This is a genomic window from Sphaerotilus hippei (genome assembly GCF_003201595.1).
GTDB lineage: Bacteria > Pseudomonadota > Gammaproteobacteria > Burkholderiales > Burkholderiaceae_C > Sphaerotilus > Sphaerotilus hippei.
In genome coordinates this window covers 92379-104978 of record NZ_QJJS01000003.1, presented here as the reverse complement: position 1 = coordinate 104978, position 12600 = coordinate 92379, and the positions used below count along the sequence as shown (strand labels likewise).

Below are 12600 nucleotides of genomic sequence, written 5' to 3'. Positions count from 1 at the left end.
GATCGTGCACCACACGGCGCTGACGGGCACGTACATCGGGGATGCGGCGGTCTACACCTTCTTCGTGCTGAGCGGTTTCCTGATCATGGGGCTGCTGCGCAAGAGCCGCATGCAGATCGAGGCCCGGCAGACGAGCGTGATGGCGGAGTTGAAGAGATTCTGGCTGGGCCGGGCGCTGCGGATCTTTCCGGTCTATTACCTGGCGCTGGCGGTGATGCTGTCGCTGGGCTGGGGGCTGGGCCTCCACCAGGACCTGATCGCGCACGCGGGCTGGTACTTGGCCTACCTGCAGAATTTCCACATCGGACTGGTCAGCAAGCAGTGGGGGCCGTTCAGCCACGTCTGGAGCCTGGCAGTCGAGCAGCAGTTCTACGTGCTTTTTGGTCTGGCCTTGCTGATCGCGCCGCTGCGCCATCACCGGCGCGTGCTGATGTGCACGCTGGCCGCGTGCGCGCTGGGCCACTACCTGCTGAGCGCCTGGGCGGTCGACGACATCACGCCCTACACCATGCCGATGGCCGGTTTCGCCTACATCCTCGGCGGCTGCCTGGTCAGCACCATCGGCCAGCGACCGGCCTGGGCTGAGCTTTCGCCGCGCACGCGCGACATCGTCATCGGGATGATGGTGGTGGTGATCATCGCCACCGCCATCCTGCCCAATGCCGAGAACGGGACGTGGAGCCGTTATCTTCCTCTCGATTCCGCCTCCATGACCCTGGGGATGGTCGTGCTCTATTCGGCTTTCCTGTGGGCCATCGCCAACAGCCAGGACACTCGCCTCGTGCGCTGGCTGGAGATCCGTCCCTTGCGATATGCCGGCCAGATTTCGTATGCGCTCTATGTCGTGCACTTTCCGCTGATCGAATTCAATCGCCACCTGCTGGAGCGGACCGGCTGGATCCACGAACATCTGGCGACCACGAACTTCTTCATGACGCTGATCGGTTCGGCACTGCTGGCCTCGCTGTCGATGCACCTGATGGAGCGACCGATCGCTCAGGCCAAGGGACGCATCCTCGCGCGATGCTCGCGGCGAGCGGATCTGCCGCTGCGGGAAGCCCCCGAATCCTTGCAGCCACGGAGTTGAAGCGGCTTGACGCCGCGTCCGGGAGGATTTTCCGGATCTGGCGCCCCCTGCTTTCAAGACTTTCCTGCAGTTTATTTACTGCTATGCGGTTAGTCTATTTTAATGAAGATCAAATCCGGACCGCGAAGAATGCTCCCGTCGGTCGCAGATCGACATCTGCACGGGCGCGACCCGCCTGTTCGACGGATTGCAGCGGGTTGAAAACCGGTCGAATAGACCATTCCCTTGCGCAGTGGCAGGTCCGTGATGCTTGAAGCGGCTGTTGCTGGAGTCTCCAGGCACGGCGGGCAGACGCCCGTCTGACCTGGTGACGCAGGGATCGGCAGGAGGAGCAACCGCTTCGCTCCGGCCATGTGTCCAGACACCACAGGAGTCACTGATGTCCCTCGTCCGCAAAGTGGGCAGCGCGCCCAAGGAAACGCCCACTGCCCTGTTCGCCACCGCGAGCGGCATCCCGAAGAACGTCGCGCGCGAGGCGGACGCCCAGCGCCGCAAGGCGCGCACGATGGCCAAGCAGCAGCAGGCGGCCGAGCGTGTGGCCGCGGCGTCCAACGAGCTGTCCAGCGGCATCAACGAGGCGGCTTCCGCCGTGGAAGAACTCAAGCGCGCCACCGACCAGATCTCGGCCGGCGCCGAGGAGGCCGCCGGTGCAGCCCAGGAATCGCTGGCGGCGATCAACCAGGTGACCGGTGCGATCAACCGCCAGCTGGCCCTGGTGACCCAGGCCCAGCAGAAGGCCGAGGCCGGCCAGCAACTGGTCGCCCGCATCGACTCGGAAGTGCGCTCGACGATCACCAACGTCGGCGTCGCCGCGCAGCGCCAGAGCGAATCGGTGAAGATGGTCGGCGAGCTCGAGCGCCAGGCGGCCAACATCGGTGACATCGTCAAGGCCGTGGCCCGCATCGCGGACCAGACCAACCTGCTGGCCCTGAACGCGGCCATCGAGGCCGCCCGGGCCGGCAAGCACGGCAAGGGATTCGCCGTCGTCGCCGACGAGGTGCGCACGCTGGCGGAAACCTCCGAGAAGAGCGCCAAGCAGATCCAGGACCTGGTCGGCCAGATCCAGGGCGAGGTCAAGGTGATCGCCGCGGGCATCAACGACGCATCCACCTCGGTGCAGGCCGAAGTCGAGAAGAGCTCCGTCATCCTGCAGCAACTGGGCCAGATCCGCGAGGACGCCGCCAGCATCGTCGCCGGCGCGATCGAGATCGCCTCGGCCGCCCAGCAGAGCACGGTGGCCGCCACCCAGGCCATCAAGGGCTCGGAGCAGATCGCCGCGGCCGCCAGCGAGCAGTCGTCGGCCTGCGAGGAGGCGACCAAGACCGTGGGCGAGCAGACCTCGGCGCTGGCCGAGTGCGAGCAGACTGCCGGCAACCTGTCGGAGCTGGCCGACGAGCTGAAGAACTCCACCGACATCGCCAAGAGCGCCGAGGACGTGGCCAGCTCGGCCGAGGAGCTTTCCTCGGCGGTGCAGGAGATCAACCGCTCGGCCAGCCAGATCATGGTGGCGCTCGAGCAGATCCGCAAGGGCGCCCAGAGCCAGGCATCGGCGGCGACCGAATCGGCCGCGGCCGTGACGCAGATCGAGACCGGCGCCCAGCTGGCCGAGGAGCGTGCCGGCAACGCCCGCGAGCGGGCGCAGGCCATCCAGTCGCTGATGTCGGACAACAAGACCCACATCGACGGGCTGCTGCGCAGCGTGTCGGGCGCGGTGGACTCGACCCGCAACAGCCTGGTGCAGATCAAGGAGCTGGAGCTGGTCAGCCGCAAGATCGACAAGATCGTCGACGCCATCACCCAGGTCTCGATCCAGACCAACATGCTGGCCGTCAACGGCTCGATCGAAGCCGCCCGCGCGGGCGAATACGGCAAGGGCTTCGTCGTCGTGGCCACCGACATCCGCAACCTGGCGCACGACTCGGCCGAAAACGCCGACCGCATCAAGGACATGGTGAAGTCGATCCAGGACCAGATCGGCATGGTCGGCCGCGACCTGATCGAGATCGCCGCCAGCGCGACCAGCGAAGTGGAGAAGTCCAAGTCCATCACCACGGCGCTGGTGACGATGGAGCGTGACATCGCCGACATCGAGAAGGGCAACCGCGAAGCGATGGCCGCCTCGCAGGAGATCGTCACCGCGCTGAGCCAGGTGAAGACGGGCGTGGAGCAGATCTCCGCGGCGTCGGAGCAGGCGGAGAAGTCGGCCGAACAGGCCGCCGCCGCCGCCAAGCAGCAATCCCAGGGCGCCGACGAACTGGCCGCCGCCATCGAAGAGATCGCCTCGCTGGCCGATGAGCTTCAAAGTGCCTGAACCCGGGCGACTCAACCCTCATCAGGAGGATCGCGATGAGCGACCATTCCACAGACACGGTCGGTGACGCGGCGGACGACGAGCTCGCGGGCCAGGACAACCAGTTCGTGACCTTCGCGCTGGCCGGCGAGATGTTCGCCGTGCCGATGGGCCCGGTGCAGGAGATCATCCGCGTCCCGGTGGTGGCCCAGCTGCCGCTGGCGCCCGACACCCTCGACGGGCTGGCCAACCTGCGCGGCCGGGTGCTGCCGCTGATCAACCTGCGCCGGCTGTTCGGCTGCGAGGCCCGCGACAACGACGACGCCACCCGGGCGGTGGTCATCAACCTCGGCCAGCCGCTGGGCTTCGTGGTGGACCGCGTGGCCAGCGTGGTCAGCGTCGAGCCGGGCCAGATCGAGCCGGCCTCGAGCATCAGCAGCGTCGTCGCGGCGGACTTCATCACCGGCGTGATCCGGCAGGACCAGGACCGCAACGACCAGCGCCTGCTGCTCGTGCTGGACTTCGCCCGCCTGATCGAGCAGGAGTTCAGCCAGGTGGCGCAGCGCGGCGACAGCCGTCGCCTCGAGATGGGCGAGGTGCACGGCACGGCCGACGGCGCGGACGACGACGAGGACCACGCCGGCAGCGAGGAGCTGCGGCTGGTGTCCTTCGCGGTGGCCGAGCAGGAGTACGCCGTGGACATCGCCCATGTGCACGAGATCGTGCAGCTGCCCGAGCGCATCACCGCGCTGCCCAACACCGCCGGCCACGTGCTGGGCGTGATCTCGCTGCGCCAGCGCCTGCTGCCGCTGGTGAGCCTGCGCTCGATGTTCGGGCTGCCGGTCCTGCACGCACAGGAACAGCACCGCATCGTGGTGATCGCCCTGCCCGGTGGCTCCCAGGTCGGTCTGGTCACCGACTCGGTCAAGGAAGTGCTGAGCGTGCCCAGGGCCCTGGCCGAACCGATGCCCGCCCTGCTGGCCCGCGACAGCGCGCTGCAGGAATTCGCCGGCATCTGCCGGCTCGAGGACGGCAAGCGTCTGGTCTCGATCATCGATACCCGGCAGCTGCTGGGCATGAGCGAGGTGCGGGACGCGCTGGAGCAGGCCCGGGACCGGGACCTGACGCTGAGCGAGGACGACGACATGAACACCAGCCGATCGAATGGCGAGCGCGAGTCCAGCCGGGACGACGACGACACCCAGGTGGTCATCTTCCGCCTGGGGGCCGAGGAGTTCGGCGTGCCGATCATGAGCGTGCAGGAGATCGTGCGCGTGCCCGAGACGCTGACCCGGGTGCCCCGCACGCCGCGTTTCGTCGAAGGCGTGATCAACCTGCGCGGCACCGTGCTGCCGGTGATCGACCAGCGCACCCGCCTGGGCATGGCCGGCATCGAGCGCAACGACCGCCAGCGCATCATGGTCTACCTGCTCAACGGCGTTCGCACCGGTTTCATCGTCGACTCGGTGGCCGAGGTGCTGCGCATCCCGCGCCAGCAGATCGATCCGGCACCGGACCTCTCGGTCGAGCAGGGTCGCCTGATCAGCCAGGTCGCCAAGCTGGACCACGACCAGCGCCTGGTGATGCTGATCGATCCGGACCACCTGCTGCAGTCGCGCGAGGTCCAGTCGATCCAGGGCTGGACGCAGGGCGGCGACACCAGCGAGGCCGAGACCGGCACCGGACGGGCCGAACCCGGCCTGCGCCAGGCCGCCTGACCCGACACCCGGGACGGCCGTGCCGCGGCCGCCCGGGGTTCCCCGATCCAACCAAGGTCAGCCATGGGACTCAAGAAAGCCAAGGACGCAGCGGTGCTGCATCCGGTCACCGAGCGGGACTATGTCCGCGACACCCAGGGCCTGATGGCCCAGCTGCAGGACGCCGACAGCAGCGTGCGGCGCTGGGCCGCGCGTGACCTCGCCCAGTGCCCGGAGGCCGTCACGGCCCTGGGCGCGGCACTCACCCGCGAGATCGACGGCAGCGTGCGGGAGGCTCTGTTCACGAGCCTGTGCACCCTCGGCGGTGCCGCTGCGGTCGACGCGCTGCTGCCGCTGCTGCGCAGCGAGGACGCCAATCTGCGCAACGGCGCGATCGAGAGCCTGGCCCACCTGCCCGACGTGGTGGGGTCGCGCATCGACCAGCTGCTCCAGGACACGGACGCCGACGTGCGCATCTTCACCGTCAACCTGCTGGGCGAGCTGCGCCATGCCCGGGTGGGCCACTGGCTGCAGCAGGTGCTGCAGGCCGAGACCGCCATCAACGTGGTGGGCGCGGCGATCGAGGTGATCACCGAGGTCGGCACCTCCATGCACCTGGCGCCGCTGGCGGCCGCACGCAGCCGCTTTTCCGACGATCCATTCACCACCTTCGCGATCGACATCGCCCGGACACGAATCGAGTCGACATGAGAGCCGCCGCGGTCAAGCCGATCACGATCAGCGATGCGGACTTCCTGAAGTTCAGGGAGTTCTTCTACCGCAAGACCGGCATCCACTTCGATGACAACAAGCGCTACTTCGTCGACAAGCGCCTGGTCGAGCGCATCGAGGCCACCGGCAGCGAGAACTTCCGCAGCTACTTCATCGCGCTGCGCTTCGAGGCCAAGGGCGAGGAGCTGCAGCAGCTCGTCAACCTGATGACGGTCAACGAGACCTACTTCTTCCGCGAGAGCTACCAGTTCGACTGCCTGGTCAAGGACATGATGAGCGAAGTGGCGCGGCGCAAGCGGCCGGGCGGGCGCATCCGCATCTGGTCCGTGCCGTCGTCGACCGGCGAGGAGCCGTATTCGATCGCGATCTACCTGCTCGAACGCTGGGCGCAGATCGAGGACTACGAGGTCGAGATCCTGTCCTCGGACATCGACACCAACGTGCTGAACGCGGCCCGCCGGGGCGTCTACTCCCAGCGCTCGGTCTCCAACCTGCCCAAGGCCTACCTCGAGAAGTACTTCACCCGGCTCAACGAGCACGAGTGGAAGATCCAGCGCGAGCTGGTCGAGTCGGTCGAGTTCAGCCACGTCAACCTGGCGGAGGCGGTCGAGACCCGGCGCTTCCGCGACATCGACATCATCTTCTGCCGCAACCTGCTGATCTACTTCGACGACCTCAGTCGCCGGGTGGCCGCCGAAGCCATGTTCGATGCACTCCACCCGGGCGGCTTCGTCTGCCTCGGACATTCGGAGTCGATGAGCCGCATCTCGTCGCTCTACCAGGTGCGGCGCTTCGCCGACGCCATGGTCTACCAGAAGCCTCTCGAGGAGAGCGGACTGTGACTACCCCCAGGAACATCCTGATCATCGATGATGCGGCCACCGTCCGCATGTACCACCGCAAGATCCTCAGCGACGCCGGCTGGCAGGTCGAGGAGGCCATCAACGGCCTGGAGGCGCTGGAGAAGGTGGCGCGCCAGCCCCTCGACGCGCCGTTCGACCTCTACGTCTGCGACATCAACATGCCCAAGATGGACGGCTACAGCTTCGTGCGCGAGCTGCGCCGCCTGCCCCAGGTGCGGCAGACGCCGGTGATGATGGTCTCGACCGAGGCGCAATCCCAGGACGCCGCCACCGCCTACGAGGCCGGCGCCAACACCTACCTCATCAAGCCCGCCCGTCCCGCCGAACTGGTGCTGACCGCCGCCCTGCTGCTGGGCGACCTGGAAGCAGCGACGCGGGCGGCTGCCCAAGGAGCCGGCACATGAAACAGACGGAACTGCTGGAACAGTTTGTCCTGGAGGCGCGCGAGTGCCTGGAGCAGATCGGCCAGCGCCTGCTGGAGGTGGAGCAGAGCCCCACCGACACGGCGCTGCTCAACGACCTGTTCCGACAGGTGCACACCCTCAAGGGCAACTGCGGGCTGTTCGAGTTCAAGCCGCTCGAGCGGGTGGTGCACGCCGGCGAGGACCTGCTCGACCGCGTGCGCAACAAGACCCTGCCCTACGGTACCCGGATGGCCGACACGCTGCTCGACGCCATGGACTTCACGGCGCTGATGATCGACCAGATCGAGGCCAGCGGCGAGATCGACGCGTCCTTCGACGAACGCTCGCAGGCGCTGGCCCGATCGATCCGCGAGCACCTCGACCGTGTCGATGCCGAGCCCGCCGCCGGACCTGGCACCACCACCGAACCCCCGGCGACCGAGCCGGTGGCCGCACCGATCACCGCCACGGCACCGGCGGCGGCCGCACCGCCCGACTGGCTGAGCCGGCTGCCGCCCGACCTGCTGGCAGCCCATCCTGGTGCGGTGGCGCTGCGCTACCTGCCGGAGCCCGAATGTTTCTTCAAGGGCGAGGATCCGTGGCGCCTGGCCCAGCTGGCCCCCGGCCTGCTGCACCTGGACGTGGCCGCCGGCACGCCCTGGCCCGATCCGGCCGAGCTCGACTGCTACCGCTGCAACCTCGACCTGCTGCTGCTGAGCAGCGCTCCAGCGGCCTACCTGCAGGAGCACTTCCGCTACGTGCCCGAGCAGATCGAGCTGTGGGACAGCACCGTGCCGCCCGCCGCGCAGGCACCCGCCGCACCGGCCGAGGCCGAGCGGGCCGCGCCGGCCGCCGACCCTCGGCTGGGCGAGCTGCTCAAGCAGCGCACCCAGCAGCTGTGGAACGACCAGATCGCGCTGCTGTCACGCCCGACGCTGCCACCGGGCACGGCCGCCGCGGCCCGCCAGGCGGTGCAGGCGCTGCTGGGCATCAGCGGACAGACCGCGGCGCTGGAAGCGCTGGCCGCGCTGCCGGCCGATGCGGGCGGGCCGGCGCTGCTGGCCTTCATGCAGCAGCACGGACCGCAGGGCGAGCCGGAAGCGGTGGCCGCCGACGCGCCTCGCAGCGAGACCACCCGCCGCATCGAGGACCCGACCGCGGAACGCCACGGCAAGGTGCTCAAGGTCAACCAGGAGAAGATCGACCGCCTGATGGACCTGATCGGCGAGATGGTGGTGGCCAAGAACGCCCTGCCCTACCTGGCCACGCGGGCGGAGAACGTGTTCAACCAGCGCGAGCTCGCGCGCGAGATCAAGGCCCAGTACGCGGTCATCAACCGCATCGCCGAGGACATGCAGCACGCCATCATGCAGGTGCGCATGATGCCCGTGGGCGTGGTGTTCCAGCGCTTCTCGCGCCTGGTGCGAGACATCTCGCGCAAGCTCGGCAAGGAGGTGCAGCTGCTGATCGAGGGCGAGGACACCGAGGCCGACAAGAACGTCATCGAGGCGCTGGCCGACCCGCTGATCCACATCGTGCGCAACAGCCTGGACCATGGCATCGAGCGGCCCGAACAGCGCCGCGCCGCCGGCAAGCCGGCGCTGGGCACGATCCGCATCCGCGCCCACCAGGAGTCCGACCGCGTGGTCATCGAGATCGCCGACGACGGGGCCGGCGTGAACACCCAGCGGGTGCGCGCCAAGGCCGTGGAGCGTGGCCTGATCCCGGCCGACAAGGCCGCGACGCTGAGCGAGCAGGATGCGGTGCAGCTGGTCTTCCTGCCGGGTTTCTCCACCACCGACACGATCTCCGACCTGTCCGGGCGCGGCGTGGGCATGGACGTGGTGCGCTCGGCGATCGAGAACCTCAACGGCCAGGTCAGCCTGACCAGCGTCAGCGGCGAAGGCTCGACGCTGCGGCTGTCGCTGCCGCTGTCGATGGCGGTCACCAACGTGATGATCATCGAGACCGCCGGACGGCGCTTCGGCGTGCCGATGGACATGATCGTCGAGACGGTGCGGGTGCATGCCGACGACATCCACCGCTTCAAGCAGGCGGCCACCACGGTGCTGCGCAGCCGCATCGTGCCGCTGCGCCCGCTCAACCAGATGCTCTCGTTGACCGAGCCGCCACGGCGCAACGACGACGGGGAGTTCGCCGTGCTGGTCGTGCGCCTGCTGGGCGAGAACGTCGGCCTGATGGTCGACGACTTCCATGGCGCCACCGACATCATCCTCAAGCCGCTCGAGGGCGTGCTCGCGGGCCTGACCGGTTTTGCCGGCACGGCGCTGATGGGCGATGGCAGCGTGCTGATGGTCCTCAACCCCAAGGAGCTGATCTGATGGGCATCCGCTACCTCAAGACCTGCGCGGCACTGGAAGGCCAGGTCGGCGCCGAAGACGCCGAGACCCTGCAGCACTGGCTGCAGGCCCACGCCCGGCCGGCCGTGAACCTGGCCAAGTGTGAACACCTGCACGCCGCCGTGCTGCAGGTGCTGCTGGCCCTGCGTCCGCGGCTGGTCAAGCCACCGGCGGACCCCTGGCTGGCCCTGGCGCTGCAGCCGCCGGGCCGCTGACGGCGATTCAAGTTCACGGCCGCACGGCCGATGAAACCCTGAAGACAGGGGCCCGGCCGTCCGGGCCCCGTGCTGACGATCCAGGAACAGACACATGGGCACGTGCAAGGTGATGGTGGTCGACGATTCGGCGCTGATGCGTCGTCTGCTGACCCAGCTGCTGCGGGATGCGGGCCACGAGGTCGTGACCGCGCGAAACGGGAAGGAAGCCGTCGAGATCCTGCTGGCCGAACAGCCCGACGTCGTCACGCTCGACATCAACATGCCCGAGATGGACGGCCTGACCGCGCTGTCGCTGATCATGGCCGCGCGGCCCACGCCGGTGATCATGGTCTCGTCGCTGACCGCCCGGGGCGCGCTGGCCACGATGGAGGCGCTCGCGCTGGGCGCGGTGGACTTCATCGCCAAACCCGGGGGCACGATCTCGCTGTCGATCGACGAGATCCGCACCCAGCTGCTCGACAAGATCCAGGGCGCGCGGCGGGCTCGCATGAAACCGGCCCGGCTGTCCCGGGCCCTGGCGCAAGCGCCGGAGCGGCAGCCGCTGGCGCCGTCGTCGGCCGCGCTGCGCGCGGGCAACGACGCACGGCAGGAGCGCCTGCAGCCGGCACCGGCACGCCTGGCCGGCGCGCTGACCCAGGTGGTGCTGATCGGCGTGTCCACCGGCGGGCCGCGCACCCTCGAGGACATCCTGCCGCCGCTGCCGGCCAGCTTCCCGTGGCCGATCGTGGTGGCCCAGCACATGCCGGGCAACTTCACCTCGGCCTTCGCCGAACGACTGAACCAGCAGTGCGCGCTGACGGTGCGCGAGGTCAGCGAGACCATGCCGCTCGAGCGTGGCCATGCCTACATCGGCCGCGGCGGACACGACGTCATCGTCGCCGAGCGGCTGGGCCGCCTGGTCGTCACGCTGCGTCCCGAGTCCCCCGAACACCTCTGGCACCCCAGCGTGGACATGCTGGTCGACAGCGCGATGAAGGTGCTCGCCCCCAACCGCCTGATCGGCGTGCAGCTCACCGGCATGGGCTACGACGGCGCCCGCGCCATGACCGAACTGCACCGCGCCGGCGGACGCACGATCGCCGAATCGAGCGAGACGGCCGTGGTGTTCGGCATGCCCATGGAGCTGATCGAGCGGGGCGGCGCCGGTGTGGTGCTGCCTTGCCACGAGATTGCCGGCCAGCTGCTCAAGTGGGCCCGCTGAGCCGGGCCGACAGCTGACGCCCCCCGTTTTTCCACCACAGGAACCCCGATGAAAACCGTTTTCATAGTCGACGACTCGGCCACGATGCTGATGAGCCTCAAGAGCAGCCTGCAGATCTCGGGCTTCAAGGTCGAGACGGCCAGCGATGGCCGCCAGGCGCTGGAGCGGCTCAAGACCGGCCTGAAGCCCGACCTGATCATCACCGACATCAACATGCCGCACATGGACGGCCTGGAGCTGATCCGCAACGCCCGCCAGCTGCTGCGCTTCACGCCCATCCTCGCGCTGACCACCGAGAGCCAGCAGGGCAAGCGCGACGAGGCCAAGAAACTCGGCGCCACCGGCTGGCTGGTCAAGCCGCTGGGCGGCCCTGATCTGGTGAAGGTGATCAAGCAAGTGCTTCCTGGCGCATGAAGGAGCCTGCCATGGACCCGAAAGAACCCTTGCCCGACGGTACTGTCGCCACCTTGCCGGGCCGGCTGAACCTGACGGCACTGCGGCAGGCGCTGTCGCCCCGGCTGAAGCACCGGGCCGCGGTGGTGGCGGCCGGGGCCGCGCTGGCCGGGCTGCTGCATCTGGCGATGCCCGGGTTCTGGGGCACGGACATGGCGGGCAGTTTCATCGCGGGGCTGGTCTTCGCCTTGCTGGCGATCCAGGTGCGCTTCGGGCGGCGGATCCGCCAGGAGGACGTGCCCGAGCTGCTGACGCAGGAGCTGGCGATGCTGGAGCAGTGCTTCACGATCCTGCGCAAGCAGGTCAGCGTGACGATCCGCAACTCCGAGGCCGCGGTGCTCGACGTGGTCGGCCGGCTCGACAACGTCTACCAGCTGAGCAATTCGCTGCACCAGGAGGTGGTGCATGCGGTGAGCCACTCTCAGGACCTGTCGAGCGACTCGCTGACCGATGCGAACCGCAACAGCGCGGCGCTCGAGAGCCTGGCCACCACGCGGGCGCAGTTCCTCGACGCCCGCCGGCAGAACCAGGAGCGCATCTCGGCCGTGGTGCACCAGGTGCGCCAGCTGACGCCGCTGGCCTCGCTGATCCTGGACATCTCCCGCCAGACCAATCTGCTGGCGATCAACGCCTCGATCGAGGCGGCCCGGGCCGGCCCCGAGGGCGCGGGCTTCAAGGTGGTCGCCGCCGAGGTCCGGCGCCTGTCGGCCCAGACCAACGACGCGGCCCACCAGATCACCGACGGCATCAGCGCCGTGGCCCAGGCCATCGACAGCGAGCTGGTGGCGGCCAACCGCATCGACTCCGACGAGGGGGCGGACAAGCTGGTCGAGCTGACCGAGCTGGTCGGCCAGATGAGCGAGAAGCTGTCGAAGGTCGTGCCCTATCTGGTCGACCTGTCCAGCGACATGCAGAGCGGCATGGACACGGTCACCACCGACATCGTCACCGCGCTGGGGCAGATGCAGTTCCAGGACGTCAACCGGCAGCTGCTCGAACAGGTGGAGGTGGCGCTGACCAGCCTGTCGGAGCATGCGGCCGCGCTCTACGCGCTGGTCGGCCAGAACGCCCCGCCGCCACCGCAGCAGCTGCGCGACCTGATGGACCGCTGGACCGACAGCTACGTGATGCACGAGCAGCGCGTCGCCCACCACGAGACCCTCGGCCGCAAGCCCTACACGGGCGCCGGCGCGCCCGCTGCACCGGCCGGCGCGAGCCGCGAGGACGACCACGGCTTCAGCGCACCGGCCGCCGCCCGGATCGAGCTGTTCTGATCGAGCAGGCCTCAGAATGCG

11 protein-coding genes are annotated in these 12600 nt (G+C 68.6%); all 11 read left to right on the top strand.

Translation table 11 applies throughout. The features are described 5' to 3' along the window. Positions 1-1087 (top strand): acyltransferase family protein (locus tag C7444_RS04230; protein WP_146219348.1); only part of this gene is annotated, 1087 nt, incomplete at its 5' end. A gap of 379 nt (positions 1088-1466) precedes the next feature. After that, positions 1467-3398, top strand: a complete 1932-nt coding sequence (locus C7444_RS04225) for a methyl-accepting chemotaxis protein (protein ID WP_110399589.1) — start codon at positions 1467-1469, stop codon at positions 3396-3398. A 35-nt stretch (positions 3399-3433) separates the two neighbouring features. Then, positions 3434-5095, top strand: a complete 1662-nt coding sequence (locus C7444_RS04220) for a chemotaxis protein CheW (protein WP_110399588.1) — start codon at positions 3434-3436, stop codon at positions 5093-5095. Positions 5096-5158: 63 nt separating this feature from the next. Next, positions 5159-5785 carry a HEAT repeat domain-containing protein gene (locus C7444_RS04215; protein ID WP_110399587.1) on the top strand — a complete coding sequence of 209 codons (627 nt, stop codon included), beginning with the start codon at positions 5159-5161 and terminating at the stop codon, positions 5783-5785. Continuing rightward, the gene (locus C7444_RS04210; RefSeq protein WP_110399586.1) at positions 5782-6648 is read left to right on the top strand and encodes a CheR family methyltransferase; all 867 of its coding nucleotides are present in this window, start codon (positions 5782-5784) and stop codon (positions 6646-6648) included. The genes C7444_RS04215 and C7444_RS04210 overlap by 4 nt, the downstream gene beginning before the upstream one ends. Then, the gene (locus C7444_RS04205; RefSeq protein WP_259372551.1) at positions 6645-7073 is read left to right on the top strand and encodes a response regulator; all 429 of its coding nucleotides are present in this window, start codon (positions 6645-6647) and stop codon (positions 7071-7073) included. Before C7444_RS04210 ends, C7444_RS04205 begins: the two co-directional genes overlap by 4 nt. Further along, positions 7070-9415, top strand: coding sequence for a chemotaxis protein CheA (locus C7444_RS04200; protein ID WP_110399584.1), 2346 nt, complete (start codon positions 7070-7072; stop codon positions 9413-9415). Before C7444_RS04205 ends, C7444_RS04200 begins: the two co-directional genes overlap by 4 nt. Further along, complete coding sequence (locus C7444_RS04195) at positions 9415-9648, top strand: hypothetical protein (protein ID WP_110399583.1); 234 nt, start codon at positions 9415-9417, stop codon at positions 9646-9648. Before C7444_RS04200 ends, C7444_RS04195 begins: the two co-directional genes overlap by 1 nt. A gap of 94 nt (positions 9649-9742) precedes the next feature. Continuing rightward, complete coding sequence (locus C7444_RS04190; RefSeq protein WP_110399582.1) at positions 9743-10852, top strand: protein-glutamate methylesterase/protein-glutamine glutaminase; 1110 nt, start codon at positions 9743-9745, stop codon at positions 10850-10852. 48 nt (positions 10853-10900) lie between these two features. Then, positions 10901-11266 (top strand): response regulator, encoded by a 366-nt coding sequence (locus C7444_RS04185; protein WP_110399581.1) that lies wholly within the window; start codon positions 10901-10903, stop codon positions 11264-11266. 11 nt (positions 11267-11277) lie between these two features. Beyond that, positions 11278-12579 (top strand): methyl-accepting chemotaxis protein, encoded by a 1302-nt coding sequence (locus tag C7444_RS04180; RefSeq protein ID WP_170130624.1) that lies wholly within the window; start codon positions 11278-11280, stop codon positions 12577-12579. Positions 12580-12600 lie beyond the last annotated feature (21 nt).